The sequence below is a fragment of the Pseudomonas sp. GW823-FHT06E10 genome (assembly GCF_058794995.1).
In genome coordinates, this window is the sequence record NZ_JBXAHJ010000004.1 from 59,375 (window position 1) to 84,962 (window position 25,588).

At 59.0% G+C, this 25,588-nt stretch carries 25 protein-coding genes and 1 pseudogene; 9 read left to right on the top strand and 17 right to left on the bottom strand.

What is annotated here, in order from left to right:
* Positions 1 to 184 precede the first annotated feature (184 nt).
* Together gnd and zwf are read left to right on the top strand one after the other, a co-directional pair.
* On the top strand, positions 185 to 1,165 hold the full coding sequence (gene gnd, locus AC1Q6Y_RS08135) for a phosphogluconate dehydrogenase (NAD(+)-dependent, decarboxylating) (RefSeq protein ID WP_057714731.1): 981 nt from the start codon (positions 185 to 187) through the stop codon (positions 1,163 to 1,165).
* Positions 1,162 to 2,685 (top strand): glucose-6-phosphate dehydrogenase, encoded by a 1,524-nt coding sequence (zwf, locus tag AC1Q6Y_RS08140; protein ID WP_492624349.1) that lies wholly within the window; start codon positions 1,162 to 1,164, stop codon positions 2,683 to 2,685. Before gnd ends, zwf begins: the two co-directional genes overlap by 4 nt.
* Positions 2,686 to 2,856: 171 nt before the next feature.
* On the opposite strand, the gene nhaB is transcribed toward zwf, so the two are convergent.
* The 3 genes from nhaB to AC1Q6Y_RS08155 form a co-directional block, all read right to left on the bottom strand.
* Positions 2,857 to 4,359: a sodium/proton antiporter NhaB gene (gene nhaB, locus AC1Q6Y_RS08145; RefSeq protein WP_492624350.1), complete on the bottom strand. Its 1,503-nt coding sequence runs from the start codon at positions 4,357 to 4,359 to the stop codon at positions 2,857 to 2,859.
* Between the two features lie 78 nt (positions 4,360 to 4,437).
* Positions 4,438 to 5,727 (bottom strand): NHL repeat-containing protein, encoded by a 1,290-nt coding sequence (locus tag AC1Q6Y_RS08150; protein WP_407515520.1) that lies wholly within the window; start codon positions 5,725 to 5,727, stop codon positions 4,438 to 4,440.
* Between the two features lie 286 nt (positions 5,728 to 6,013).
* The gene (locus tag AC1Q6Y_RS08155) at positions 6,014 to 6,280 is read right to left on the bottom strand and encodes a hypothetical protein (protein ID WP_492624351.1); all 267 of its coding nucleotides are present in this window, start codon (positions 6,278 to 6,280) and stop codon (positions 6,014 to 6,016) included.
* Positions 6,281 to 6,622: 342 nt separating this feature from the next.
* Here AC1Q6Y_RS08155 and AC1Q6Y_RS08160 point away from each other — a divergent pair, with 342 nt between their 5' ends.
* On the top strand, positions 6,623 to 7,948 hold the full coding sequence (locus AC1Q6Y_RS08160) for a sigma-54 dependent transcriptional regulator (protein ID WP_057714736.1): 1,326 nt from the start codon (positions 6,623 to 6,625) through the stop codon (positions 7,946 to 7,948).
* Positions 7,949 to 8,008: 60 nt separating this feature from the next.
* On the opposite strand, the gene fapF is transcribed toward AC1Q6Y_RS08160, so the two are convergent.
* The 8 genes from fapF to pnuC form a co-directional block, all read right to left on the bottom strand.
* Positions 8,009 to 9,298, bottom strand: a complete 1,290-nt coding sequence (gene fapF / locus AC1Q6Y_RS08165; protein ID WP_057714737.1) for a fibril amyloid transporter FapF — start codon at positions 9,296 to 9,298, stop codon at positions 8,009 to 8,011.
* A 46-nt stretch (positions 9,299 to 9,344) separates the two neighbouring features.
* Positions 9,345 to 10,106, bottom strand: coding sequence for a fibril amyloid subunit FapE (fapE, locus tag AC1Q6Y_RS08170; protein WP_079246748.1), 762 nt, complete (start codon positions 10,104 to 10,106; stop codon positions 9,345 to 9,347).
* 26 nt (positions 10,107 to 10,132) lie between these two features.
* On the bottom strand, positions 10,133 to 10,813 hold the full coding sequence (fapD, locus tag AC1Q6Y_RS08175) for a fibril amyloid maturation endopeptidase FapD (RefSeq protein ID WP_057714739.1): 681 nt from the start codon (positions 10,811 to 10,813) through the stop codon (positions 10,133 to 10,135).
* A gap of 61 nt (positions 10,814 to 10,874) precedes the next feature.
* Positions 10,875 to 11,741, bottom strand: a complete 867-nt coding sequence (fapC, locus tag AC1Q6Y_RS08180) for an amyloid-like fimbrin subunit FapC (protein WP_057714740.1) — start codon at positions 11,739 to 11,741, stop codon at positions 10,875 to 10,877.
* A gap of 63 nt (positions 11,742 to 11,804) precedes the next feature.
* Entirely contained in the window at positions 11,805 to 12,383 is a 579-nt protein-coding gene (gene fapB / locus AC1Q6Y_RS08185; protein WP_340312001.1) for a fibril amyloid subunit FapB, read from the bottom strand.
* Position 12,384: 1 nt separating this feature from the next.
* On the bottom strand, positions 12,385 to 12,822 hold the full coding sequence (gene fapA / locus AC1Q6Y_RS08190; protein ID WP_057714742.1) for a functional amyloid chaperone FapA: 438 nt from the start codon (positions 12,820 to 12,822) through the stop codon (positions 12,385 to 12,387).
* A 357-nt stretch (positions 12,823 to 13,179) separates the two neighbouring features.
* Positions 13,180 to 13,704: an AAA family ATPase gene (locus AC1Q6Y_RS08195; RefSeq protein ID WP_340311999.1), complete on the bottom strand. Its 525-nt coding sequence runs from the start codon at positions 13,702 to 13,704 to the stop codon at positions 13,180 to 13,182.
* Complete coding sequence (pnuC, locus tag AC1Q6Y_RS08200) at positions 13,701 to 14,264, bottom strand: nicotinamide riboside transporter PnuC (RefSeq protein ID WP_429521061.1); 564 nt, start codon at positions 14,262 to 14,264, stop codon at positions 13,701 to 13,703. Before pnuC ends, AC1Q6Y_RS08195 begins: the two co-directional genes overlap by 4 nt.
* A gap of 294 nt (positions 14,265 to 14,558) precedes the next feature.
* Here pnuC and AC1Q6Y_RS08205 point away from each other — a divergent pair, with 294 nt between their 5' ends.
* Together AC1Q6Y_RS08205 and AC1Q6Y_RS08210 are read left to right on the top strand one after the other, a co-directional pair.
* On the top strand, positions 14,559 to 15,389 hold the full coding sequence (locus tag AC1Q6Y_RS08205; RefSeq protein WP_492624352.1) for an undecaprenyl-diphosphate phosphatase: 831 nt from the start codon (positions 14,559 to 14,561) through the stop codon (positions 15,387 to 15,389).
* Positions 15,386 to 15,814: a DUF1294 domain-containing protein gene (locus AC1Q6Y_RS08210; RefSeq protein WP_492624353.1), complete on the top strand. Its 429-nt coding sequence runs from the start codon at positions 15,386 to 15,388 to the stop codon at positions 15,812 to 15,814. The genes AC1Q6Y_RS08205 and AC1Q6Y_RS08210 overlap by 4 nt, the downstream gene beginning before the upstream one ends.
* Positions 15,815 to 15,825: 11 nt before the next feature.
* On the opposite strand, the gene AC1Q6Y_RS08215 is transcribed toward AC1Q6Y_RS08210, so the two are convergent.
* Together AC1Q6Y_RS08215 and AC1Q6Y_RS08220 are read right to left on the bottom strand one after the other, a co-directional pair.
* Positions 15,826 to 16,185, bottom strand: a complete 360-nt coding sequence (locus tag AC1Q6Y_RS08215) for an MmcQ/YjbR family DNA-binding protein (protein WP_057714747.1) — start codon at positions 16,183 to 16,185, stop codon at positions 15,826 to 15,828.
* Positions 16,182 to 17,090 (bottom strand): LysR substrate-binding domain-containing protein, encoded by a 909-nt coding sequence (locus AC1Q6Y_RS08220; protein WP_090455344.1) that lies wholly within the window; start codon positions 17,088 to 17,090, stop codon positions 16,182 to 16,184. The genes AC1Q6Y_RS08215 and AC1Q6Y_RS08220 overlap by 4 nt, the downstream gene beginning before the upstream one ends.
* A 131-nt stretch (positions 17,091 to 17,221) precedes the next feature.
* Here AC1Q6Y_RS08220 and AC1Q6Y_RS08225 point away from each other — a divergent pair, with 131 nt between their 5' ends.
* Positions 17,222 to 17,833: an FMN-dependent NADH-azoreductase gene (locus AC1Q6Y_RS08225; protein ID WP_492624354.1), complete on the top strand. Its 612-nt coding sequence runs from the start codon at positions 17,222 to 17,224 to the stop codon at positions 17,831 to 17,833.
* A gap of 167 nt (positions 17,834 to 18,000) precedes the next feature.
* Positions 18,001 to 19,038 carry an alpha/beta hydrolase family protein gene (locus AC1Q6Y_RS08230; protein ID WP_090455340.1) on the top strand — a complete coding sequence of 346 codons (1,038 nt, stop codon included), beginning with the start codon at positions 18,001 to 18,003 and terminating at the stop codon, positions 19,036 to 19,038.
* A 26-nt stretch (positions 19,039 to 19,064) separates the two neighbouring features.
* Here AC1Q6Y_RS08230 and AC1Q6Y_RS08235 read toward each other — a convergent pair whose 3' ends face one another.
* The 3 genes from AC1Q6Y_RS08235 to AC1Q6Y_RS08245 form a co-directional block, all read right to left on the bottom strand.
* On the bottom strand, positions 19,065 to 19,496 hold the full coding sequence (locus AC1Q6Y_RS08235; RefSeq protein WP_090455338.1) for a tail fiber domain-containing protein: 432 nt from the start codon (positions 19,494 to 19,496) through the stop codon (positions 19,065 to 19,067).
* A gap of 171 nt (positions 19,497 to 19,667) precedes the next feature.
* Positions 19,668 to 20,855 carry an MFS transporter gene (locus tag AC1Q6Y_RS08240; protein WP_492624355.1) on the bottom strand — a complete coding sequence of 396 codons (1,188 nt, stop codon included), beginning with the start codon at positions 20,853 to 20,855 and terminating at the stop codon, positions 19,668 to 19,670.
* A 282-nt stretch (positions 20,856 to 21,137) separates the two neighbouring features.
* Positions 21,138 to 22,724: an ABC-F family ATPase gene (locus tag AC1Q6Y_RS08245; RefSeq protein WP_033052720.1), complete on the bottom strand. Its 1,587-nt coding sequence runs from the start codon at positions 22,722 to 22,724 to the stop codon at positions 21,138 to 21,140.
* A 489-nt stretch (positions 22,725 to 23,213) separates the two neighbouring features.
* Between AC1Q6Y_RS08245 and lpxO the strand changes: the two genes are divergently transcribed.
* On the top strand, positions 23,214 to 24,113 hold the full coding sequence (lpxO, locus tag AC1Q6Y_RS08250; RefSeq protein WP_090455335.1) for a lipid A hydroxylase LpxO: 900 nt from the start codon (positions 23,214 to 23,216) through the stop codon (positions 24,111 to 24,113).
* Between the two features lie 54 nt (positions 24,114 to 24,167).
* On the opposite strand, the pseudogene ku reads toward lpxO, so the two are convergent.
* Positions 24,168 to 25,018 (bottom strand): annotated as a pseudogene (gene ku / locus AC1Q6Y_RS08255) (non-homologous end joining protein Ku).
* A gap of 193 nt (positions 25,019 to 25,211) precedes the next feature.
* Here ku and AC1Q6Y_RS08260 point away from each other — a divergent pair.
* Entirely contained in the window at positions 25,212 to 25,559 is a 348-nt protein-coding gene (locus AC1Q6Y_RS08260) for a hypothetical protein (protein WP_057714754.1), read from the top strand.
* Positions 25,560 to 25,588 lie beyond the last annotated feature (29 nt).

The window sequence follows — 25,588 nt, forward strand, 5'->3', positions numbered from 1 at the left end:
TGCCCCAGAAGGGAACTTTTTTATTTTTCATGGTCGTTGTGTCTTCGGTTTGATTCCCGACGTTATCCATCAGGATCGGGCACAATGCCCGGAAACTTCGTGCCAACGCTCTGGACTAACCTCATGAGTCGCGTTGGGCTATAACCTTTGACACACTTTAATTTGTAGTAGGGAGCATCAGCACATGCAACTCGGGATTATTGGACTGGGCCGCATGGGCGGCAATATTGCGCGGCGCCTGATGCTCAACGGGCACACCACCGTTGTTTACGATCGCAATACCGCCTTTGTCGAAGCCTTGGCTACAGAGGGCTCCACGGGCGTCACCGATCTGCCGGCGCTGGTCGCCGGCCTGGCCAGGCCGCGTGCGGTCTGGGTCATGCTGCCAGCTGGCGCGCCGACCGAAGAAACCATCGACACCCTGAGCACCTTGCTCGACGCCGGCGATACCATCATCGACGGCGGCAACACCTTCTATAAAGACGATATCCGCCGGGCGAAGACCCTGTCGGAAAAAGGCCTGCACTACATCGACGTCGGTACCTCCGGCGGTGTCTGGGGCCTGGAGCGCGGTTACTGCATGATGATCGGCGGCGATGCCGAGACTGTTAAGCGCCTCGACCCGCTGTTCGCCACCCTGGCCCCTGGCCTGGGCGACATCCCGCGCACCAAGGACCGCAAGTCCGACGACGATCGTGCCGAGCGTGGTTACATTCATGCAGGTCCGGCCGGTTCCGGGCACTTCGTGAAGATGATCCACAACGGCATCGAATACGGAATGATGCAGGCGTTCGCAGAAGGCTTCGACATCCTCAAGACCAAAAACAGCGAGAGCCTGCCGCAAGACCAGCGTTTCGACCTGAACGTCGCCGATATCGCCGAAGTGTGGCGCCGTGGCAGCGTGGTGTCCTCGTGGTTGCTGGACCTGACTGCCGACGCCTTGGCCAGCGATCCGAAACTCGACGGTTTCTCCGGGTCCGTGGCCGACAGCGGTGAAGGTCAATGGACCATCGAAGCTGCCATGGAACAAGCGGTGCCGGTGCCGGTGCTGTCGAACTCGCTGTTCTCGCGCTACCGTTCCCGTGGGCAAGGCACCTTTGGCGACAAGATTCTCTCGGCCCAGCGCTTCGGCTTCGGCGGCCATGTGGAGACCTCGAAAAAATGACCCACGCGATCCGCAGAAAATCCAAGGCTGAACCCGCGCCGCCGACCACGCTGTTCCTGTTCGGCGCCCACGGCGATCTGGTCAAGCGCCTGCTGATGCCGGCGCTGTACAATCTCAGCCGTGACGGTTTACTCGGGAATGGACTGCGGATCATCGGCGTTGACCACAACGCCATCAGTGATGAAGGCTTCGCGAAAAAACTCGAAGACTTCATCCGCAACGAGGTGGCCACCAGGACCGGCAAGGGCGATCAAGCCCTTGACCCGGCGCTGTGGGCCAAACTCGCCAAAGGCATCAGCTACGTTCAGGGCGATTTCCTGGACGACAGCACTTATCAAGCGCTGGCGGCAAAAATCGCCGACAGCGGTACTGGCAATGCGGTGTTCTATCTGGCCACCGCGCCGCGTTTCTTCAGTGAAGTGGTGCGCCGTCTTGGCTCGGCCGGCTTGCTGGAAGAAAACCCCGAGGCCTTCAGAAGGGTGGTGGTCGAAAAACCCTTCGGTTCCGACCTGCATACGGCCGAAGCCTTGAACGCTTGCCTGCTCAAGGTGATGACGGAAAAGCAGATCTACCGCATCGACCATTACCTGGGCAAGGAGACCGTACAGAACATCCTGGTCAGCCGGTTCTCCAACAGCCTGTTCGAAGCGTTCTGGAACAATCACTACATCGACCACGTCCAGATCACCGCCGCCGAAACCGTGGGCGTTGAAACCCGTGGCAGTTTCTATGAGCACACCGGCGCGCTGCGGGACATGGTGCCCAATCACCTGTTCCAGTTGCTGGCGATGGTGGCGATGGAGCCGCCCGCCGCGTTCGGCGCCGATGCGGTGCGCGGCGAGAAAGCCAAGGTCGTTGGCGCGATCAGGCCCTGGACGGTGGAGGAAGCCCGCGCCAACTCGGTGCGCGGCCAATACACCTCCGGTGAGATCGACGGCAAGGCACTGCCGGGCTACCGCCAGGAAAACAACGTCGCACCCGACAGCAATACCGAAACCTATGTGGCCCTCAAGGTCATGATCGATAACTGGCGATGGGTCGGCGTGCCGTTCTATCTGCGTACCGGCAAGCGCATGAGTGTGCGTGACACCGAGATCGTGATCTGCTTCAAGCCGGCGCCCTATGCGCAGTTCCGCGATACCGAGGTCGATGAGCTGCAGCCGACCTATTTGCGCATTCAGATCCAGCCGAACGAAGGCATGTGGTTCGACCTGCTGGCCAAGCGTCCCGGTCAGGCCTTGAAAATGGACAACATCGAGCTGGGGTTCGCCTACAAGGACTTCTTCGAGATGCAGCCTTCCACCGGCTACGAAACCCTGATCTACGATTGCCTGACGGGTGACCAGACGCTGTTCCAGCGCGCCGATAACATCGAAAACGGCTGGCGCGCCGTGCAGCCGTTCCTGGATGCCTGGCAGCAGGATTCCAGCGTGCAGAGCTACGCTGCCGGGGAAAACGGCCCCAAGGCCGGCGAAGAACTGCTCACCCGTGACGGTCGCGTCTGGCACCGCCTCGGATAACACCTATCTCCAGTAGGAGCGAGCTTTTGTGGCGAGGGGGCTTGCCCCCGTTCGGCTGCGAAGCAGTCGCCATTTCATCACTCGGTGTACCTGCTACAGCGTAGTAGTAGGTTTTGGGGCCGCTGCGCAGCCAACGGGGGCAAGCCCCCTCGCCACAAAGGCTCGGCGGTGTCAGAGCCAGTAGCTTACCGCATACCAGCCCAATGTCCCCATCACCACGGTGTACGGCAGCGCCATCCAGACCATCCGCCCGTACGACAGACGCACCAGCGGTGCAATCGCCGAGGTCAGCAGGAACAGAAACGCCGCCTGACCGTTGGGCGTCGCCACGCTCGGCAGGTTGGTACCGGTATTGATCGCAATCGCCAGGGTTTCGAAGTGCTCACGGGTCATCTCACCCGCCATGAACGCGCGCTTCACTTCGGTGATGTAAATGGTTGCAACGAACACGTTGTCGCTGATGGCGGACAGCAGGCCGTTGGCAATGAACAGCATGCCCGGTTGTTGGTCTGCCGGGAGCGTCAGCACCCAGTGGATCAGTGGGGCGAACAGTTGCTGGTCGTGAATCACCGCGACCACGGCGAAAAACACCACCAACAATGAGGTGAACGGCATGGCGTCCTTGAACGCTGTGCCCAGGCGGTGTTCGTCGGTGATGCCGGTAAAGGCGGTAATCAACACGATCACCATCAAACCGATCAAACCCACTTCGGCGATGTGGAACGCCAGCCCGGCAATCAGAATCAATGCGGCAAAGCCTTGCACCAGTAGCGCTGCTGCTTGGCGCGTGGTGCGCTCGGCATTGTCTTCGGCGGCGTAGTTGGCCAGCACCGCACGAACGTTATCCGGCAGCAGCGTGCCGTATCCGAACCAGCGCAGCTTTTCCAGGAGGACGCAGGTTACCAGCCCGGCAACCAGTACCGGCAGGGATACCGGCGCAACCCGGGTGAAGAACTCAGCGAAGTGCCAGCCCATTTCATGGCCGATCAGCAGGTTCTGCGGTTCACCGACCAGCGTACAGACACCGCCCAGCGCGGTGCCCACGGCACCGTGCATCAGCAGGCTGCGCAGGAAGGCGCGGAACTGTTCCAGATCACCGTGATGCAGGGTGGGCAGATGTTGGTCGTCGCTGAACTCGCTGTCCTGGCGCGGATCGTTGCCCGAGGCGACGCGGTGATACACCGAGTAAAAACCTACGGCGGCACTGATGATCACGGCGGTCACAGTCAAGGCATCGAGGAACGCCGACAGAAACGCCGACAGAAAGCAGAACATCAGGGACAGCAGGGCTTTGGAGCGGACCCCGAGCAGCAGGCGCGAGAACAGGTAAAGCAACAGGTCCTTCATGAAATAGATACCCGCCACCATGAACATCAGCAGCAGGATCACCGGGAAGTTGTGCAGCAACTCGTCGTACAGCGCCTGGGGCGTGGTCATCTTCAGCAGCAGGGCTTCAATCAACAGCAGGCCGCCGGGCATCAGCGGATAGCATTTGAGTGCCATGGCCAGGGTGAAGATGAACTCCAGCACCAGTAGCCAGCCGGCAACCACCGGGCCTGCGGTCCAAAGCACCAGGGCATTGAGGATGAGAAAGCCGACGATGCAGGCCTTGTACCAACGGGGCGAGTGCCCGAGAAAGTTGTGCGCGAACGCCTGGGCCATTGAACCGGACATCGGCTGCTCCTTGTCTTGAGAAGCGCGCAAGTTGCCGCAAGCGCGCGAGAAGATCAAGCGCAGGAAAAATGCCGGTGTTTATCCCTGGAAACGAGCGATGACCGCCTTGTAGTTTCCGTGCAGCGAATAGCCTCCCACTACAATGTTTCCATCGGCGTGCGCGGCGACACAGGTGGCGGTATCCAGGCTGGGGCCCAGGCGCGTACGTGTATAGCCGCTGCCTTTGCCAAAACGGCGATCGGGAAGGCCGTTGGGCAGGTATCGCCCGAGAATGAAGTCTGCTTCGACGCCGCCGATGGTGGCGCCCGCCGTGAGCACACTGCCATCAGGTTGTAACTGTGCGGCGGTCCACTGGCATCCGCTGTAACCGATTTCCCGCCGCTGCGGATGTCCTCCGTTGCAATGACTGTCGGGGCGCCCGTTGCTGTGCATCTTAAATGTCAGGCAGTGCATCGGCTCGCGACTGCTGCCAAAACACAGGATTTCGCCTTCGTTTTGCTGGACCACCCGGCTGACCCGGGCGCCATGCCCTTGCGCCTTGAAGGTCATGAATCCATCCACGGCAAATCGGTCGTCGAGGCGCCCGTCCGGGTGATAGCGTGCCAGTAAGCCTTCCTCGGGAAAATTGATCGATCCACCGACCAGGATTCGGCCATCACGTTGTACCGTCAGGCTGCTGAGCCAGGTATTCATCAGCAGGTGCCTGACCATCACGAAGCCGCGGTCGTTGAACGAGCAGTCCAGCGAGCCTTCGACATCCAGGCGTATCAACATGCCGACGTGATCGGCCAGTTCGTAGTGATGGTTGGCCAGGATCAGGATCCGGCCGTCTTGCTGTATGGCCACATCGCAGGCTTCTGCGCCCGGCACACCCAGAGGCAACCGGATATCGCGCATGCCCAGAGACAGATCGCCAGGCAATCGCACGACACGGCGGCCATTATCGCCAAAGCCTTGCACCAGGCGGCCATCTTGATCCAGCAATGCCAGGGCCGGGAGCGTGCGGTGCGCGTTTACGTATTGCAGGCCAGCCAACAGGATGTTGCCGTCGGGCAGGATCAGGACCTTGGTGCCCATGGCTTCGAACCCCGGTTCGAATTGCCCGATGACACTGCCTTGTTTGCCGAACGTCAGGTCTGCGCAACCATCCGCCAGCAAGCGGGCCAGGCCAAAGCGGATGCCATCGGCCATGCCGACTTTTGCGGCTACCAGCAAGCGACCTTGCGCATCGATCGCAACGTCATTGGCCAAGCTGAAAAGGCTGTCGGCGAAATAGACCTGGGTTTTGCCGTTGGCGGCAAACGTCGTATCGAGGGCCCCGGCGTTTTTCCGGGCTGCGGAGTAGGCAAAAGCGGACTGGCTTGACATGCACCGCATCTCCTTGCGAGTCGTCCTGATCCGGAAGTTTGGGTGGCGACTTGATAGGAAGATTATTCAATCCCTGAATGAAGGGATGCACAACGGTAAGAACTAACAGACGGAGGGTCGCTGTGTGCCACAACAGTGTCTTTTCGAACCAATGGCGAGCCTGCAAAGTATCAGGCGTAAGTGAAGTTCGAATTAAACAGTGTCACGTAGTGTGCACGGCCAGAAAAAACTGCGAACTAAAGACAGGGAAAAGGCGCGGATTACCCCGGAGTAATCCGCAAAACGATTAGTGCGGCATCGACCACGACTGCAGTGTGTAACCTTCCTCGCTCAATTCGGCGCGAGCCTGTTCCAGCAGCAGTTCGAGTTGCGCGGGATCGGAATAGGCGCTGCTTGGGATCTGCTTGCGGCCAATGCGGGTGCTGGTGCGGTCGATAACGGTCAGGCTGAGTTCGCCATTGCCGTCTTGTGGGGCCCAGGCCACGCATTTGAATGGTTTAAATGCGCAGTCGGCAATCAGAAGTGCTTCGTTGATACGGAGCGGGGCGTTCATAGGGTCTTCTCTCTGTATGCCCAATCAAGTGATAGGCCGACGGTTGGGCTTACCGTTCAGCTGGTTACTTGTACTGATGCCCGCAACCGGGGTTCGGGTCACACACAATCAAAAGAAATTTCCACTTTATTTCACAGATTCAAGGAAGAGCCTGACATTGAAAGCTGAATGAAAGGAAAGAGTCGTTAGGCAACTAACGTAATCGCAACTTATAACTGGTTTTGTGACATCCCTATAGTCAAACAGTACAAGGCCCTGTCAAATTCTTGCTAATGTTACAGCCAGGTCTGCCAAATGACTGTTTTTATTAAATTTTCATAAATTTGGCGCCAAGGATCAGTCATGAGTGATGCGCCTGCCTTACGACGTTTGTTAGTGGTGGACCCCTGTGACGATTGCTATCGCCTGGTCCCTGGATTGCGCGCCATCGGTTGGGACGTTGACAGCTGCACGCTGGAGAACGCCGTTGACCGAACCTGTGACGTGGGCTTGCTGCGCTTGCAGCCTTATCACCTTGAGCACCCGGAGGCCGTCAAAGAGCTGATCAGCCGCAGCGGCACCGAGTGGATAGCCGTACTCAACCAGGAAGTACTGCGGTTGCAAAATGTCGGCGACTTCGTCTGTGAGTGGTTTTTTGACTTTCATACCTTGCCGTTCGATGTGTCCCGGGTCCAGGTAACACTGGGCCGGGCGTTTGGCATGGCGCGTTTGCGCGGGCAGGGCACGGTCTATGTCGACCAGCCCGAGCACGAATTGCTGGGCGACAGCAAACCTATTCGTGAGCTGCGAAAGCTGTTGAGCAAACTGGCTCCGACCGAATCTCCGGTGTTGATTCGCGGTGAAAGCGGCACTGGCAAGGAACTGGTCGCACGAACGCTGCATCGTCAGTCCCAGCGTCACAACAAACCCTTCATTGCGATCAATTGTGGTGCGATTCCCGAGCATTTGATCCAGTCCGAGTTGTTCGGCCATGAGAAAGGCGCATTTACCGGCGCGCACCAACGCAAGGTCGGACGGATAGAAGCCGCCAACGGTGGCACCCTGTTTCTCGACGAGATCGGTGACCTGCCACTGGAGTTGCAGGCCAACCTGTTGCGGTTCCTCCAGGAAAAACACATCGAGCGGGTGGGTGGCAGTCAGCTGATTCCGGTGGATGTGCGGGTTCTGGCGGCAACGCATACCGACCTTGAAGCCGCCATCGAGAAGAAGCGCTTTCGCGAAGATTTGTATTACCGCTTGAACGTACTGCAAGTGGCGACCGTTCCGCTGCGCGAGCGCCATGGCGACCTGGCGGTGTTGGCCAACCACTTCTCCCATTTCTATAGCCATGAAACCGGGCGCCGGCCACGCAGTTTCAGCGAAGACGCGTTGATTGCCATGGGCAAACACGACTGGCCAGGCAATGTTCGCGAACTGGCCAACCGCGTTCGTCGCGGGCTGGTGTTGGCCGAAGGCCGGCAGATCGAGGCCCGTGACCTGGGGTTGATCAGTCAGCATACGTTGGCAGCGCCGATGGGCACCCTTGAAGAATACAAGTCTCGGGCCGAACGCCAGGCGTTGTGCGATGTATTGAGTCGCCACAGCGATAACCTGAGTGTCGCCGCCAAAGTATTGGGTGTGTCGCGACCGACCTTCTACCGGTTGTTGCACAAGCACCAGATTCGCTGAACCCCGGCCGCAAACCAAAACCCCGCTGCGATTGCAGTTGCAGCGGGGTTTTTGTTCGGGTCAGAAGTAGTAGGGGAGTTTCAGGCTGAACTGGAAGTCCGGGGCATCGTCCGTCATGCCGATGGACAGGTTGGGCACGATGGTCAGGCTGTCGGTGGCCGCAATGGTCATGCCGATGTTGAAGTAACCAGCGTTGGCATCGCTGGAGACCACCGCTTGCCAATCCCCGCCATCTTCCTTGAGCTTGCTTTTGCGTTGCACCAGATCAGAGACCGAGAACGACATACTCATCTTTTCGTTCAAGGCGAACGCAATGCCGGCGCCGATCTGGAAGCTGTCGCCAATGCGGACTTTGCCCGGTGTCTCGACCGCCGGGTTGGAGCTGATGTCGTCGAAAGACTCTTCCATGTTGTACGTGTAGGACAGGCTGCCGAACAGCACCGCCGGGTCGAACGTCTTGACCAGGGAGATCCCCGGCGTAATCGACCAGACGCCGTTACCGGTAGGCAAGGATTCAGGCACGGCCAGGTTTGAGTTATCGGCCACCCGAACCAGCTTGATGCCGAACGGGTCTTTGCCGGTGGGCGCCTTGACGCGCAAGGTCACCACGGCATCCGGCGTGTTGGCCGATTCGTCGAGGAATTTGTAGGCGACACCGAAGTTGACGTCACCTATGGTCGGGTCTTCCTTGACGGTGTCTTCGGTCGTGACGTTTGCGGCGCCGCTATTGCCGCCACCGGACTGGTACGTGGACTCACGGTAGACAACCGGTACGTTCAGGTCGAACTGCCAGCGATTGTTGAAGTTGTAGCGACCGGTGAGGTCAAGCGTCCAGGTGTCGGCCTTGATCCGGTCCAGGTTGATAGCGCCCAGGAAGATCGAGTCCAGGGCTAGAAAACCGTTGAGGACCAGTTGGCGAGAATCGTAGCGGGAGTAGGTTATCCCGGTTTCGACGCTGAACTTGCCACCGCCGAAAAACCCGCTGGCCTCGTCATACAGATTCGAAACGCTTTGCGCCGGTTGCGAGTCATTGGCCAGCGATTGTCCATAAGAGCTGCCGCTCCCCCCCGAGGCGGCTGCGGCGCCGGTGCCGACGCCTGGATTGCCCTTGAGATCCGCTGGCGACTTGGCCAAGCGTTTGGGAGCGGGCGAGGCGGGCTGCTCTTCGACCTGGCGGACCCGTTGTTCGAGAACCGCCAGGGCTTTTTGCTGTACTTCGTATCGTTGTTTCAACTCCAGGAGCTCTTGTTTGAGAGCCTCCAGTTCCGGGTCAGGTGCTGCCTGCAACATCGCCGCCGGGAGTAGAGCACTCAAGCATGCAACTGCACGCAGTGATACTGATCGGTACATGAAATATGCCGTCCATTTGTGCCCAATGGTCCAGACTCAGCGTAGTTCAATAGCCCATGGTCCGTAATGCAGCGAGTTGGTTGAGGTTGCAGTCCAATGCCCCCGCACTCGGGCCATTATTGTTGAGCACTACGTTGAGTTGAGTCATGTTGTCGACCACATTGCTGCTGCCCAGCAACCGGGTGTTTTGCAGCAACCCGCCTTGGGCGACTTGTTGCAGGCTGGTGCCCTGGTTGTTGTTGGCGGTAATGGCCATCTGAACGCCGCCGCTGGTCGCGGATACCGCGACACTGCCTGCGGCATTACTGCCGGTGATGGTTTGACCGGCTATCAGCGCCTGGCCCTGGCCCGCCACCAGTGCAGGGGCCGTGCTGGCCTCTTTGACGTTGATGGCGATGTTGTTGTTTGCGCTGTTGCCATCACCTGCGGCCCGTGTGACCTGGGTTATCCCCCGGGAAGTGCTCAGGGCTGCGCCCCCCGACACGTGACCGCTGCCCGACCTGGACGTACCGCCATGACCCGATTGCTTGATGGTCGAAACATAGAACTCGGGCTTGACCGTTGCGGCTTGAAGCTGCATCGAGGTGGAGGCTCCGATCAGGTCACCACTGGCATTGCGCCAGGTACTGCTCATGACGACACCGAAGCTGATGACCCGCCCCGGCATCACATATCGGCCACGCAACTCGGCCAGTTCCTGGTCCTTGATTTCGATGGGTCTGAACTCATCAGCAAAACCTGAAGTGTTCGCTGCCAGACAGACAGCGACCACCCAATACGAGGTTTTCATTTGCTGCTCCCGGAGCATCCTGCCCCCTATCATCTTGTTGGCGATTAAAAGAAGTCGCTCTGTATGAAACCAAAATCCATCAATTCGGCATCTTTGACCGGGTTGAAGTTATCCATCTTGTTCTTGGCTGTCAGCGGTTCCGGTGGACTGCGTAACGCATTGGTCTTGTCGTAACCGGGACCGACGATAGCGAAAATAATGCCATTCCAGCCTTTGACAAAGTCATCATGGGAGTAGCGTTTGTGACCGAGTACCGGATCGCCGATATACACCCAGTTCTTGTCCGCCCGCTGCAACACCACGAAGTGCTTGTAGCCGCGAATTTCCATCAATACCACCACCGGAATCGTCACGGATTCGAGTCTTTCCGGTGGGATCCTGTAACCCCGGGCGCGCATGCCGATGCGCTCTATGTAGCGCTTCATGTCCAGCATGGAGAAACCCTGGGTACGCACAAGGTCCTGGTCTGCGGTGACCAGCATGCCCTTGATGATGTGCTCCTCATCGACGTCGAGCCAATAGGCCTGGCGCAGTATCGTTGCCAGCGCGGCGGCGCCACAGCTGAAATCGGTTTTTTGTTCGACGATGTCGCTGAACTTGCGCTCGCGCAAACTCTGTACGTGCTTGTACACCAGCACGCCGCCCGGCAGGGCGGCAACCGGCATCTGTGCAGCCTGGGTCAGGCCAGACAGGCAGAGCAGGGCGAAAAGGACAGTCTTACGCATGATCGATACGCCTTGGGACTGTGGAAAATCCCCGTCGCCGGGGCTTTCATTGCAATCGCGATTACAGACAGGACTTGCAACCCGCGGCGATGGACAGCGAGTTGCTTTGCTGGTTGCCCACACCAGACGATACGTTGGCTCCGCCGTTGCCGGAGAAGTTGTTCATCGAGCCCGTTATCGACGCATTGTTGGTTACAGGGGCTTTCCAGCCCTCTGGCGTGATCACTTGTTGAGTGGTTACACCCGCCAGACCGAGTACACCCACGGTAGCGAAATCAGTCTGGGTGCTGTCGTCATGGTTGGCGTTGTTGGTGACGTTCAGTCCGGACGTGCTTTGGTTGGCCGCCGCCGCCGCTTGCGCTACACGACCGCCCGAAACGGCAATCGCCAGGTTGTTTTTCTGTTGGTTGAAGTCCCCGGTGGTCACGTTGATGCCGATGTTGCCGGAACCGCTGTTACCTGCGTTGTTGAGCGTTGTGTTGTTGGTGCTGGAGTGTTTCCTGGCGGTGTTGCCGGTGCTCTTCTGAGTCGCGCTGGAGGCGGCGACCGCGGTGCCGAAGATGAAGCTTTCGTCAGCCGTAGCAAGGGCGGCGGCGTTGTCTTGCTGGTTGCCGTTACCGGCTGCAACGTTGGCGCCCATGTTGCCGTTGGAGTTGTTCAGGGAGTTATCGACTCTAGCGTCGTTCCTGGTGTCCCGGCTCAATACGCTGCTGTCACTGCTTTCCTGCGAGTCCAGCACGGCGGCCCCGGCGCCTGCTGTAATCTGCAGAATTTGTTCCAGCGTCGGGCCTTTAGGCTGATGGTTGTTGCTCTGGCCGTCGCTCTGGCCGTTGCCTTGATCATCATCAAGGCTGCCTGCTTGTGCTGCGAATGCCATCACTGCTGCCAGAGCGAAAGCCAGAGGTTTGAGAGCAGTTGTCGGGTTCATGGTGTTTCTCCGTGCTCATTAGTTGGTCAGGTGTTGGTACTTCCCTAATCGCACTGTTTCGGGTCAGTCAGCGACCCGGATGCTCAAGGTGTTAGCCATTCGGTTCCCCACCCCGGCACTCTGGTTTACCTGGATCACTCCCCGGCTGCCGGTGAAGGCCTGGTCGCTTGTCACGACCTGGCGACTGCCATTTGGGGCGCCAGTTGCTCCCGAGTTCGGTAACAACGCCACGTTCTGTTGAGAAAGGGCACTATCGTCGATGGCTTGCGGTGCGGCGCTGATGCTGATGCGCATGGCGTTGGCCATCTGGTTGTTCGCCCCGGCGCTCTGGTTGACGCCCAGTACGCCGTTGCCATTACTGAAGGAGGAGCCGCCGATAGTGGCCGTCGCGTCCATCGACGGATTGGCGGGCGTAGTGATTTTCTGCCGGACGCTGGTGATCGCACCGGCTTGGGTGCCAATGGCGATCGCGCGGACGTTGGCCTGCTGTTGTTGATCGCCAGCCGCCTGGTTGACGTTGAAGTTGCCGCGGTATTGAGTACCCGAATCCTGGAGGGTGGCGTTATTCACCGAACTGACGCCCGAGTCGGCCATCACACTGGTGCAGCCGAGCAGGGCAAGTAACAGCAGGGATCGACACATCTCATTGGCCTCCCGCCATTCTGCCCAGTGAACCGAGGCCGCTGCTCATGGCGCGGTTGATGGTTCCGGAAATGGCGCTGCCACTGCCACCACCGTGACCGACAGACATGCCGGGCATACCGTTGGGGTTGGTGACGGCGTTGAGGCCTTGCAGGCCACCCAGGCTTTGCCCGTTGTTGTGGCGAAGGGCGGTTCCGGTGGTGACCCCGGCGATGTCGGCATCACTGAGTTCGCCGGTGACGCGGGCCGATGGGTTGGCATTGAGGGTGTTGGGGTTTGGATCCCTGCCGCCGCTGCGACCGATGGGCGTCGGGTGAATGGTGCGATCAAGCACGATGACGCCGTTGCCTTCGGCTTGAACGTCAAAACTGATAACCGCGCCTGCAGCGCTCGCGAAAAGCAGCAGGCACGTCAAGGCATGTTTATCGAGTATCCCCACGACAGTCTTTCCTTCTCATGTGGGCTGGCTCTGGTCGGCTTTTTGAAGGAGAGAGCGAAAGCTGTGCCGGTTTTTGAATATCTCGTTGATTCAATGGCTTATGGATATTGTCCGGATAGCCTTTGCCGAGAATGTTTCAAAGGTGAGACGAAACCCTGCGCAGGCAGCCCTTATTTGCGGATAAATCGCTCTGGAACAAGGGTTTCAGCGGTGCTGTATCAATGACTTAACAAATCCGATGATCCAGCGGTGAAGGGCGCTTAAACAGGCGGTTTGAGGCGGGAAGGGTGTTTCAGGACCGGACACTTTTCCCCCGGGACAGGGGGGGATAGTGGGGAAGTTGCCCCAAAAGGCCGGTCAGGCGCCGAGCAATCGGGTCACGGCGTTCAGTGCCTGGAATCGGCGTTCTGCCCAATCTCCGCGCAGTACTTGAACCGGTTGGGCGTGGCGCTCAAGCCAGGCCAGGGTCTGCTCGAAAAATGCCTGGCGCTCACTCAATCGGGGTTGGCAACGCTGGCCATCATCCGTCCATTCGACGTGTTCCGGCGACAGCAGCAAGTGCAAGTCGTAATGCCGGGCCAGTAGCGCTTGTTCGAGCCAGGCGGGGCAGTCGCCAAACAGGGTTTGGCTCCAGAGGATATTGCTCAGCAGGTGCGTGTCGAGGATGAGCAAAGACGGTTGTTGCGCACGGGCTTCGTCTTCCCATGCCAATTGACCGCGGGCGATGTCCGGAATGTCGGCCAAGGTGGTGTCCCGGGGATTGTGCTCGATGAACCAGCGTACATACTCGTCCACCAGGATCCCGCCGAAACGCTGTTGCAACTCGGCCGCCAGCCAGCTTTTACCGCTGGATTCAGGGCCTGTGAGTACCAGGACTTTCATGCGCGCAACGCCGGATCGGCGCGCCATTGGCGCCAGCCCTGCACGGCGATAACGGCGAACAGCCCGTACAGGGTGGCGGTCAGGTACAGGTCCTTATAGATGAACAGCCCGACGAAAATCACATCCAGGGCGATCCATAGCGGCCAGCACTGGACACGTTTTTGCGCCATCCAGACCTGCGCCACCAGGCTGAATCCGGTCAGCGCCGCATCGAGCCAGGGTTGCGCGGCGTCGGTCCAGTGGGCCATGGCCGCCCCCAGCAACAGGCTGCCGAGTGCGCCGATGGCCAGGCTCAACGCCACGGAACGGAAATCGAGCCAACTGACTTCGCGGCCATGGGTCGTTTCGCCACCCCGTGTCCACTGCCACCAGCCGTAAAGCTGCAAGGCGGCATAGACGACTTGCAGCAACATGTCCGAATACAGCTTCACCTCAAAAAAGATCCAGCTATAGAGCAGCACCATGACCAGACCGATGGGCCAGCACCAGGTGTTCTGTTTGACCGTCAGCCAGACGGCAATGACACCGAGGGTGGCGGCAAACAGTTCAAGCCCGGACATGGAGGTTCCTTGGTGAAATCGAAGAGGGGCCGATTGTAACCGGATTGGCGTCGGGAATCCCGTGGAGCAGGATGTGCTTCGTTGGTGCGCGATAACGCGGCAGCGCCAATCGGACTTGTCTGATAGGATTTCGGCCCCGCGCGGGTAAACCCGGATCAGGATTGTTTTTTCACAGGATTTTGACGGTTCCGTGGTGATCCTTGATGCGCGGGGCTTCAGCTAGGCTGATCGCAATTCAAGCTTTGGAAAAATATTAACGGGGCATGCCGGCGCGCATAGCCTTTTGGGGGATTGATGGATCTTTGGACCGCCTTTCAGGCATTGATACTTGGGGTTGTAGAAGGGCTGACCGAGTTCCTGCCCATTTCCAGTACCGGCCACCAGATTATCGTGGCCGACATGCTCGGCTTCGGGGGCGAGCGGGCGATGGCGTTCAACATCATTATCCAGCTGGGTGCCATCCTGGCGGTGGTATGGGAGTTTCGACGCAAGATCTTCGATGTGGTCATCGGCCTGCCGACCCAGCCGAGCGCTCGGCGGTTTACCGCGAACCTGTTGATTGCGTTCTTCCCGGCCGTGGTGCTGGGCGTGATCTTCGCCGACATGATCCACGAGTACCTGTTCAATCCGATCACTGTGGCAGCGGCGCTGGTCGTGGGCGGGTTCGTCATGTTGTGGGCCGAGCGCCGGCAGCATGAAGTCCACGCCGAAACGGTGGATGACATGACCTGGAAAGATGCCCTGAAAGTCGGCTTAGCCCAATGCCTGGCGATGATTCCGGGCACTTCGCGTTCGGGCTCGACGATCATCGGCGGGTTACTGTTCGGCCTGTCGCGCAAGACCGCTACCGAGTTTTCGTTCTTCCTGGCGATGCCAACCATGGTCGGCGCAGCGGTGTACTCGGGCTATAAATACCGTCACCTGTTTGTCCCGTCCGATTTCCCGGTGTTCGCGATCGGCTTCGTCACCGCGTTCGTCTTCGCGATGATCGCGGTTCGCGGGCTGCTCAAGTTCATCGCCAACCACAGCTATGCGGCGTTTGCCTGGTATCGCATTGTGTTCGGCCTGATCATCCTGGCGACCTGGCAATTCGGCTGGGTCGACTGGAGCGCGGTCAAGCCGTGAGTGACTCAAGCTCGCGCAATAACCCCGGGCGCCAGCCCGGGGGACAGATCCGTAATCCACGGCTGAAGTGGCTGGTGTTTGCAATCCTGTGTGCGTTGCCGCTGTCGGGGTCGGTGTCTTCATGGCTGCACGGGGTGTCGCTGATTCCCTTGGCGGCCTACGGCATCGTCAGCGTCGTGACGTTTTTCCTGTACTGGAGCGACAAGCGCAAGGCCCGCGCCGAGCAATGGCGTACGCCGGAGAATGTCCTGCATGCGCTGGAGCTCGCCGGCGGCTGGCCCGGTGCCTTGCTGGCGCAGCAAGCGTTCCGGCACAAAACCCGCAAAATCTCCTACCAGTTGGTGTTCTGGATCATCGTGCTCATGCACCAGGTGTTCTGGATCGACCACCTGTTCCTCGGCGCACACCTGTTCGCCTTGTTCTGATCGACAAGGCCCTAGAGTAACAAGCCGACTTGAGTACGCTTGGGCAGTTTGCTCACCACCAACTGGTGGGAGCGCTGCAACAAGCCCTGCAGTTCTTCGTTGCCGAGCGGGTAGGGCGTTTCCATGATGATCCACTGGGCGCGCGCCAGATAAGGCGCCGGATGAATCCCCGGGCGGTCGCAATGACCGAGAAACAGATCCTTGTCGACCTTGAAGGCCAGGGAATCACCCCGCAGGCCCTGCAAGGCGAACATCTTGTTCCCGGCAATCGAAAACACCCGCACGCCTCCCCATTTATAGTCTTCCCGCGCTCCGGGCAGGGTAAGGCAGAATTTCGCGACATCCTCTTCGCTCATCCGTCCGGCTTTCATAACAATCGCTCCCCGCAGGCATTGAATGACTCGACCAGATGGTCAATCCAGGCGCGTACCGCCGGCATGACCCCGCGTCGATGAGGATAGACCGCTTGCAGCCAGCCACCGGGTAACGACCAGTCGGGCAACAACTGCACCAGTGCGCCGTTTTCCAGTTCCTGCTCGCAATACATCATGGGCAGCATCGTAAAGCCCAGGCCAGAGAGGGTGCTGGCCTTGCGCACGATAAAGTCATCGATGCCCAGCCGGGCCTCGAGCGCCAGTTCACAACTTTTGCCTTTTTGATCCAGCATGCGGATGTGCACCATGCGGTCGGCCTCGAGGGCGCCGAGCACCGGCAGGTTTTTCAGATCGTCGGGATGGTTGATCTCTCGGCCAACGAGGAAGCCGGGACTGGCGACCATCAGCATCTGCGCCTGACGCAGGCGGCGGGTCACCAGCAGCGGGTCTTCGTCGCCCAGCTCCCGCACTCGCAGGGCCACGTCAATGCCTTCGTTCACCAGGTCGACCCGGCGGTTGAGCAGCATGACCTCCAGCTGGACTTGTGGAAACCTTTCCAGAAAGTCGCTGATCACCCCCGGCAATATTTCATGGGCCAGCCCAACCGGGCAGGACACCCGCAAACGCCCGCGGGGCTCGCTGGACATGCTGGCCACGGCCTCATCGGCCATTTCCGCCTCCAACAGCATCGCCTGACAGTGCCTGAGGTAACGCTCACCGACGGCAGTCAGTTTCAGTTGTCGGGTGGTGCGTTGCAGCAGTCTTGCGCCGAGTCGCTCTTCCAGTTCGGCGATGCGCCGTGACAATCGGGACTTGGGGATGCCCAGCAAACGCCCGGCCGCGGCGAACCCCCCGGCTTCCACGACTTTGGCGAAGTAATACAGGTCGTTGAGGTCTTGCATGATGTGAATCCAATTGTCCTATCTATGGGACGAACTATCGCATTGTTACCGTCTAATCAGCTATTGGTTTCGTGTGTAGGATTAGTCCCATCAGATCGCCCTTGTGGGCGATCCTCACTTGGAGATCCCACATGAAACTGCTGCATATCGATTCGAGCATCCTGGGCGACAACTCGGCTTCCCGTCAGTTGAGCGGTGAAGTCGTTAAAGCCTGGCAAGCCGCCGAGCCAACCGCCGTGGTGACTTACCGCGACCTGGCCGCCGACGCCATCAGCCATTTCTCCGCCACCACCCTGGTCGCCGCCGGCACCACCGCTGAACTGCGCAACGCCGCACAACAGCACGAAGCCGAACTGAGCGCCTCGACCCTGGCCGAATTCCTGGCTGCCGATGCCGTGGTGATTGCCGCACCGATGTACAACTTCACCATCCCGACTCAACTCAAAGCCTGGATCGACCGCATCGCGGTGGCCGGCCAGACCTTCCGTTACACCGAAGCCGGCCCTGAAGGCCTGTGCGGTGGCAAGAAAGTCGTGATCGTTTCGACCTCCGGCGGCATGCACGCCGGTCAGGCAACCGGTGTTGCCCACGAAGAGTATTTGAAGTTGCTGTTCGGTTTCATCGGTATCACCGACATCGAAATCGTCCGTGCCGAAGGCCTGGCTTACGGTGACGACGTACGCAGCAAAGCCATGAGCGCTGCCCACGCACAAATCAGCGAGCAGTTGTTCGCCGCTGCGTAAGGCTTGGGTAAAAGTAAGCAACCGTTCAGGTAAAGCCCAAAAAACTCTGTATTCTGGCTACGCAAGTACCAGTTACGGAGTTTTTTGTTTCTGGTCGTTTCAGATTGTGGCCCGACTCATGCAGTCCAGGGCGTACGTCTCAAGTCCGGTAACAAGGCGGGGCATCCATGATGCGTCTTTGTGCAACTTTACTGATTTGCCTGCTCAGCAGCTTGAATACAGTGCACGCCGCGCCTGCACCGCATCCTCACTGGAGCGTCGGCTTCCACGAGATGACTTTTCTCGACCCGCTGGACTTGCAGCCGATGCGCGCCATTGCTTTCTATCCTTCCAGTGATCGGGAGCACACCAGCAAGCTCGAGGGTTACACCGTCGAAGCCGGGGAGGACACCAAGGTCGCCATCGGCCGGTTCCCGATGCTGATGCTGTCCCACGGAAATACCGGTACCCCGCTGGCCCTGCACGACCTTGCCACGTCGCTGGCGCGCAAAGGCTTTGTCGTGGTGGCGGTGATTCACCCCGGTGACAACTCCAGGGACCACAGCCGACTCGGTACTTTGAGTAACCTGTACGGCCGGCCGATCCAGATTTCCGAAGCCATTACCGCGACCTTGGGCGACCGTATGCTGTCGCCGTTCGTCAATGCCGATCAGGTGGGGGTCATTGGCTATTCGGCCGGTGGCGAGACCGCATTGATTCTATCCGGCGCGACCCCGGACCTGGATCGCCTGCGCCGTTACTGCCAGGAGCGCCCGGATGACCGCGATGCCTGTAACACCCAGGGCGAATTGATTGTCGACCGCGATGACCTGCAACCGGTGGCCGATCCACGCGTCCACGCCTTGATGCTGATGGCACCGTTGAGCCTGAAGTTCGGTCGCCACACCCTGGCCGATGTGCATGTGCCGGTGCTGCTTTACAGCGGCGATGGCGACAAGCTGGTGGCTGTCGACAAGAACGCCGCGGCGCTGGCGCGCAAACTGCCGACCGCGCCCGACTTCAAGTTACTGGCCGGGGCAGGGCACTTCGTCTTCATGGCGCCGTGCAATGACGAACAGATCGTAATCATGCCTGCGCTGTGCACCGATGCCGATGGCGTCGACCGGCAGGACATTCATCGCAATCTGATCTCCGAAGCCGGACGCTTCTTCACGCGTACCCTGGGCAGGCCGACCCGGGCGGGGATGCAGACCGCCGATCAGTGAGGGAGATCGGCGGTTTTTATCGTTAGTTACTTATCAGCTAAAGCAGTTTCCAGTGTTACTACTCTGGCATTAAGTTCACGCACAGATTCGATAAGAGGCGCCACAAGTTTTTGGTAATCAACTTGCAAATGACCGCGATCGGTGCGCACTAACTGTGGATAAACTTTCTGCACATCCTGGGCAATCAGACCGACATCGGCTTGGTCGTTTTGCTTCCAGTTGAACGTTACACCATGGAGTTTCAGGAGGTTTTCCGTCGGGTTTTCCAGACGTTGAACGTTGCTTTTCAGTCGTTCATCACTGAAGAATGGGCAGCACTCATCTCCTATATCGCCGCCAATGTCCCAGCATTGGCCGTTATGGCAGATTTGCTGCGACGTCGAGCTTTGAGCATGGACAGTACCGTAGAGGGAAAACAGCAACGTCGTGGCGAGCAGGCTTAAAGGCAATATACGCATATTTATCAATTTCCATTTGTCGATTGTTATGTAAGAGCGACGTGAAGAATCTGTCAAAGTTGATGCTTCACACAATGCTGGCTCTTTGTATCAATCGGTGCGGAATGTTGCGTTTGAATTATGCGGTAAAGTTTTGATGTATTACCTTGTTAGTGCCAGCTTTCAATGGTTTTAGCGCGCACTTTGACGTAACAGGATCAACGTCAGGCAAAGGCCGGTGACCGACAACAACGCAGCACTGAAGAAAATCCACGCATAACCCAGGTTCAACGCCACTGCGCCCATCAACGGGCCGGCAATCGCCAGCGCCAGATCGAAAAACACCGCATAAGCACTCAAGCCCGCCCCCCGGCTGGAGTTGGGCACCTGTTTGATGGCCTCGACACCCAGCGCCGGATACACCAGAGACAGGCCAAATCCAGTCAGGCCGGCGCCAATGAGCGCATACCCGGTCGAAGGGGCCAGCCACAACAGCACCAGGCCAACCGTCTCAATGCACATGCAGGCAATGGCCGACGTGAACCCGCCAAACCGACCGATGGCGGATATGAACAGCAGCCGCGACAGAATGAAACACACGCCGAACACGGTCAGGCAGTAGGCCGCGCCGGTCCAGCCACGATTGACGTAGTAAAGAGTGATAAAGGTCGTCAGGGTGCCGTAGCCAATGGACGCCAGGCTCAAGCTCGCGCCGAACGGCGCAATGCGCCCGAACACCGCCCAAAACGGCAGGCGCTCGCCGCGCACCACGGGCACCGAGGGCTTGTTGCGAATCAGCAACAGTGCGGCCATGGCCAGCAGCGACAGGGCGATACCCAGGCTGGCGAAACCCAGTTGTTGCACCATGACCACACCCAGCGGCGCACCAATGGCAATCGCCCCATAGGACGCGATGCCGTTCCAGGAAATCGACCGCGCGGTATGCTCGGCGCCCACCTGGCCCATGCACCAACTGATGGTGCCGACACCGATCAACCCTTGGGCGATCCCCAGTAGCAGGCGCCCGGCGATCAGGATCAGCAGGCTGAGCAAGGGAAAGCCTTGCAACAGGGTCGACAGCAAGGTCAGCACGCCGCTGAGCACAATCCCCGCCAAGCCATAGATGATTGCGCGCTTGGTACCAACGCTGTCCGACATCCGCCCGGCCATGGGCCGGCTGAGCAGGGTGGCGAGGTATTGCGAGCCGATGGTCAGCCCGGCCACGATGGCGCTGAACCCGAGTTGTTCGTGGACATAACCCGGCAATACCGCAATCGGCAAACCGATGCAGAGGAAGGCAATGAAGGTATAGAAAACGATGGAGACGATCTGCAGGGTGATCGCCAATGAGCTTTGCGGAGCAACTTGCTGCACAGACATGAGGGCTCGTTCGCGGGCGGCGGTGGGAGACCTGCATCATGGCGCGGCGCTGGGATAAAAGAAAGCAGGCTAACTACTTTTGCCGTGACATTATCGTTGTTCCTCATGGCCTCATCGCGAGCAAGCTCGCTCCCACATTTTGAAATGCATCCCCCTGTGGGAGCGAGCTTGCTCGCGATGATTCATGTACCAACAAGAAACCTTGGCCCGGAATGCAAAAAGCCCCGTCATCAGGACAGGGCTTTTCACTTGAAGCTTGTAGCTAAAGGCTTGTAGCTACCTTTAGAACACCACACCCTGGCTACGCAGGTAATCGTCGTAGGTGCCGCTGAAGTCGGTCACGCCGTTAGGGCTCAACTCGATGATGCGGGTGGCCAGGGACGATACGAACTCACGGTCGTGGCTGACGAAGATCAGCGTGCCCGGGTAGTTCTCCAGCGCCAGGTTCAGCGCTTCGATCGATTCCATGTCCAGGTGGTTGGTCGGTTCGTCCATCACCAGTACGTTCGGCTTTTGCAGGATCAGCTTGCCGAACAGCATGCGGCCTTGCTCACCACCGGAGATGACCTTGACCGACTTGAGGATCTCGTCGTTGGAGAACAGCATGCGGCCCAAAGTGCCGCGAATGATCTGCTCGCCCTGAGTCCACTGGCCCATCCAGTCGAACAGGCTGACGTCGTCTTCGAAGTCGTGGGCGTGGTCCTGGGCGTAGTAGCCCAGCTCCGCGCTTTCGGTCCACTTCACGGAGCCGGCGTCCGGGGTCAGTTCGCCCATCAGGGTGCGCAGCAGGGTGGTTTTGCCGATACCGTTCGGGCCGATGATCGCCACGCGCTCGCCGGCTTCTACGGTGAAGCTGAAGTTCTTGAACAGGGTCTTGCCGTCGAAGCCCTTGGACATCTGCTCGATGGTCACGGCCTGGCGGTGCAGCTTCTTGGTCTGTTCGAAGCGGATGAACGGGCTCACGCGGCTCGATGGCTTGACTTCGGCCAACTGGATCTTGTCGATCTGCTTGGCGCGGGAAGTGGCCTGCTTGGCTTTCGAGGCGTTGGCCGAGAAGCGGCTGACGAACGTTTGCAGTTCGGCGATCTGGGCTTTCTTCTTGGCGTTGTCCGACAGCAGTTGCTCGCGGGACTGGGTCGCCGCAGTCATGTACTCGTCGTAGTTGCCCGGGAACAGGCGCAGCTCACCGTAGTCCAGGTCGGCCATGTGGGTGCAGACGCTGTTGAGGAAGTGACGGTCGTGGGAAATGATGATCATGGTGCTGTTACGCACGGTGAGAATCGATTCCAGCCAGCGAATGGTGTTGATGTCCAGGTGGTTGGTCGGTTCGTCGAGCAACAGCACTTCCGGATCGGAGAACAGCGCCTGGGCCAGCAATACTCGCAGTTTCCAGCCTGGAGCCACTTCGGACATCGGGCCGAAATGCTGTTCCAGGGGAATACCCAGGCCCAGCAGCAGTTCGCCGGCACGGGATTCGGCGGTGTAGCCATCCATTTCGGCGAATTCGGTTTCCAGCTCGGCCACGGCCATGCCGTCTGCTTCGCTCATTTCCGGCAGCGAATAGATGCGATCGCGCTCGGCCTTGACCTTCCACAGCTCTTCGTGACCCATGATCACGGTGTCGATCACGGTGAATTCTTCGTAGGCGAACTGGTCCTGGCGCAATTTACCCAGGCGCACGTTCGGCTCCAGCATGACCTGGCCGCCGGACGGCTCGAGGTCACCGCCGAGAATCTTCATGAAGGTCGACTTGCCGCAACCGTTGGCGCCGATCAGGCCGTAACGGTTGCCACCGTTGAACTTGACCGAAACGTTTTCGAAGAGCGGCTTGGCGCCGAACTGCATCGTGATGTTAGCTGTAGAAATCAAAGGTTTTTCCTGCGAAGCATTCAGAGTAGCTAGGGTTGCGGCAGTACCGGTTCAGTACCTGTTTCCACTGTTGGGCCCCCGGGACATTCATCCCGATCGGCAGTGGAAGATCCATCTGGCATCAAGTGGACAGCAGCATGTGGCGCGCCTGGCCCGAGACAACGTGCGCTGAAAGGGGATTTTCCCGCTCTCAACCTGGGGGCGCGTAAAGTTTGGCGGCGATTGTACTGGTCTGGCTCTTTAAACGATAGGGCGATGGAGGCCTCTGCAACGCTTTGGCGGTTTTTGCGGACACATTTTCACAGTTGCGGGTTAACTATTGGTTACAAACTGTGGCTAAAATGCCATCCATCAGCTGAAGGCCGACCATCGGCGTGGTTCGATGGCATTACGGGGCCGCTGTTTCGCATTCAGTCGCTGCACAAGACCCGGGGACCGGCATGCCGGTAAAGGGCGCAGTTTGTTTATTTCCAACCTGTGACGATTTCCGTGAAACTGATCATTGCCGTTATCTACGTTGTCTCTATTGCGTACGTTCACCTGCGTGGTCGAGTGCGCCACAAGCTGGGGCGCCAGTTGAGTGATCACTCGACATTCCTGGCGCCGATCAATTGCTTTCTTTATCTGTTTTCGAAAATCCCCAACAAACCGTATCTCGATCCGGCTGATTTTCCCGACCTGAGCCCGCTGCAGGCGCATTGGGAAGAAATTCGTGCCGAAGGCCAGAATTTGCTTCACGCCGGCGAGATCAAACGTTCGAACCAATACGATGACGTCGGTTTCAACTCGTTTTTCAAGACCGGCTGGAAGCGTTTCTATCTCAAGTGGTATGGCGATAGCCACCCGTCGGCCATGAAGCTCTGCCCGCGTACCACCGAACTGGTACAGGGCATTGGCTCGATCAAGGCGGCGATGTTCGCCGAGTTGCCACCGGGCTCGAGACTGGTGCGCCACCGCGACCCGTATGCCGGTTCGTACCGTTATCACCTCGGACTGGACACACCCAACGCTGAAGGTTGCTACATCAATGTCGATGGCCAGAACTACCATTGGCGCGATGGCGAAGCGGTGATGTTCGATGAGACCTTCATTCATTACGCAGAGAACACCACTCCACGCAACCGCATCATCCTGTTCTGCGACGTCGAGCGGCCGATGAAGTATCGGTGGGCAGCGGCATTCAATCGCTGGTTCAGCCGCACTGTCATGTCGGCGGCAGGTGCACCGAACGAGGACGGAGACCGCACCGGTGGGATCAACCGGCTGTTCAGCAAGGTCTACAAGGTTCGCCTGCGCGCCAAGGAACTGAAAAAGCGCAACCGCAAGCTTTACTACCTCCAAAAATGGTCGATCTTTGCCGGGTTGCTGGCGGTCTTCATTCTGATCTGATTTTTTCGGTGTAGCGTACCAAGGCTTCGCGAGCAGTCCGGGACATCCAACGGATCACTTACTGACTTTCTTCCTGGCAAGCGGTTTGCTGCCCGCCTTCGGCCTGGACGCTGCTTTACCGCTGCCGAGGTGCGCTTGAGCAGTTCGGTCAGGTCAATGACATCCGCCGTTTTGCGCTCCTCTTCACCAGAAGCGGTTTCGACGTCTTCGATCTTGCCTTCACGGGCCTTCTTGTCCACCAGGGCCATGATCTTGTCTTCGAAGCCGTCCCGATAGTCGTCCGGCGTCCACTCGGCACTCATGTCCTCCACCAGGCGTTTGGCCATGTCCCGTTCGCCCTTGGCCAGTTCGGGGCTGGTCACTTCGCTGCCCAGCGCCAGTTCTTCGAGACTTCGCACCTCGGCCGGCCAGCGCAGCATCACCAGGACCAGTGCCGATTCCAGCGGCATCAATGCGGCCAGGTGCTGGCGGGTATGCAAGACCACGCGAGCGAGGGCGACCTTGCCGGTTTTGCTCAGGGTTTCGCGCAGCAGTGCATAGACCTTTCCGCCGCGTTTGTCGGGAGCCAGGTAGTAAGGCGTGTCGATGTTCTGCAAGGGAATCTGCTTGCCGTCGACAAAGGAGAAAATGTCGATGGTCTGGGTCGAGAGCGGATGAGCGGAACGGATCTCCTCTTCACTGAGCACCACGTACCGACCCTTTTCGTACTGCACGCCCTTGACGATATGCTCCTTGGTGACTTCCTTGCCCGTCACCTTGTTGACACGCTTGTAGCCCACCGGGTCCATGCTGCGGCTGTCGAGCCAGTCGAAATCGACGCCTCGGGAGGACGTTGCGGAGACCAGCGCCACGGGGATGTGCACCAGTCCGAAGCTGATTGCGCCTTTCCAGATTGCCCGTGCCATGGTCGTCTACTCGCGAGTGATGTTCAGGTGACCTGCGGTCCTTTGCAAAAGTTTCTGTGGTCTGCGCGCCGGTTCCCCCGCCGGATCAACCGGGTGCCAGATCGTGACGGGGAGTTTTTGGTTAACAAATCCGAACCTCGGGCGTAGCGTGGTATCGAAGTCCTTACCCACGCGGACGCAGAGAGGCACCCCCATGAACCGATACGTGTTTGGCGCCATTGCACTGGCCTTGAGTGGCGTACTTGGCTCCTTGGTCCAGGCCGACGTCTCTGCTTCGTTGCAGTTGGCCCAGAACCTGCCGGGCAGCACCAACAACAACCCTTATAACAGTCCGATTCGCCGGGCCAATCCCAACAGCATGCAAGGCACCCAACCCAGCACCCCGGCCATACGAGGACCCAATACCGTGCCGGTCCCGCGCCCGCCGACACTGGACAACGGTGGCATTGGTAATCGCTACCCCGACCGGACAGCGCCCGCCAGCCCACCGAAATTCATTCCCAATCCACCGCCTCGAGACACTGGTAGCAGCAACCGTTGAGTGGCAGGCATGACGTCTGCCCGCTACTT

Excerpts from the sequence above, each read along its gene's own strand:
- AC1Q6Y_RS08240 (WP_492624355.1), bottom strand. The coding sequence starts at position 20,855 with ATGTCTGTGCAGCAAGTTGCTCCGCAAAGCTCATTGGCGATCACCCTG.
- zwf (WP_492624349.1), top strand. The coding sequence starts at position 1,162 with ATGACCCACGCGATCCGCAGAAAATCCAAGGCTGAACCCGCGCCGCCG.
- AC1Q6Y_RS08225 (WP_492624354.1), top strand. The coding sequence starts at position 17,222 with ATGAAACTGCTGCATATCGATTCGAGCATCCTGGGCGACAACTCGGCT.
- AC1Q6Y_RS08150 (WP_407515520.1), bottom strand. The coding sequence starts at position 5,727 with ATGTCAAGCCAGTCCGCTTTTGCCTACTCCGCAGCCCGGAAAAACGCC.
- fapC (WP_057714740.1), bottom strand. The coding sequence starts at position 11,741 with ATGAACCCGACAACTGCTCTCAAACCTCTGGCTTTCGCTCTGGCAGCA.
- pnuC (WP_429521061.1), bottom strand. The coding sequence starts at position 14,264 with ATGTCCGGGCTTGAACTGTTTGCCGCCACCCTCGGTGTCATTGCCGTC.
- fapD (WP_057714739.1), bottom strand. The coding sequence starts at position 10,813 with ATGCGTAAGACTGTCCTTTTCGCCCTGCTCTGCCTGTCTGGCCTGACC.
- AC1Q6Y_RS08260 (WP_057714754.1), top strand. The coding sequence starts at position 25,212 with ATGAACCGATACGTGTTTGGCGCCATTGCACTGGCCTTGAGTGGCGTA.
- fapF (WP_057714737.1), bottom strand. The coding sequence starts at position 9,298 with ATGTACCGATCAGTATCACTGCGTGCAGTTGCATGCTTGAGTGCTCTA.
- AC1Q6Y_RS08195 (WP_340311999.1), bottom strand. The coding sequence starts at position 13,704 with ATGAAAGTCCTGGTACTCACAGGCCCTGAATCCAGCGGTAAAAGCTGG.
- AC1Q6Y_RS08220 (WP_090455344.1), bottom strand. The coding sequence starts at position 17,090 with ATGCAAGACCTCAACGACCTGTATTACTTCGCCAAAGTCGTGGAAGCC.
- gnd (WP_057714731.1), top strand. The coding sequence starts at position 185 with ATGCAACTCGGGATTATTGGACTGGGCCGCATGGGCGGCAATATTGCG.
- AC1Q6Y_RS08215 (WP_057714747.1), bottom strand. The coding sequence starts at position 16,185 with ATGAAAGCCGGACGGATGAGCGAAGAGGATGTCGCGAAATTCTGCCTT.
- AC1Q6Y_RS08205 (WP_492624352.1), top strand. The coding sequence starts at position 14,559 with ATGGATCTTTGGACCGCCTTTCAGGCATTGATACTTGGGGTTGTAGAA.
- fapE (WP_079246748.1), bottom strand. The coding sequence starts at position 10,106 with ATGCTCCGGGAGCAGCAAATGAAAACCTCGTATTGGGTGGTCGCTGTC.
- AC1Q6Y_RS08230 (WP_090455340.1), top strand. The coding sequence starts at position 18,001 with ATGATGCGTCTTTGTGCAACTTTACTGATTTGCCTGCTCAGCAGCTTG.
- AC1Q6Y_RS08160 (WP_057714736.1), top strand. The coding sequence starts at position 6,623 with ATGAGTGATGCGCCTGCCTTACGACGTTTGTTAGTGGTGGACCCCTGT.
- fapB (WP_340312001.1), bottom strand. The coding sequence starts at position 12,383 with ATGTGTCGATCCCTGCTGTTACTTGCCCTGCTCGGCTGCACCAGTGTG.
- AC1Q6Y_RS08155 (WP_492624351.1), bottom strand. The coding sequence starts at position 6,280 with ATGAACGCCCCGCTCCGTATCAACGAAGCACTTCTGATTGCCGACTGC.
- AC1Q6Y_RS08235 (WP_090455338.1), bottom strand. The coding sequence starts at position 19,496 with ATGCGTATATTGCCTTTAAGCCTGCTCGCCACGACGTTGCTGTTTTCC.
- nhaB (WP_492624350.1), bottom strand. The coding sequence starts at position 4,359 with ATGTCCGGTTCAATGGCCCAGGCGTTCGCGCACAACTTTCTCGGGCAC.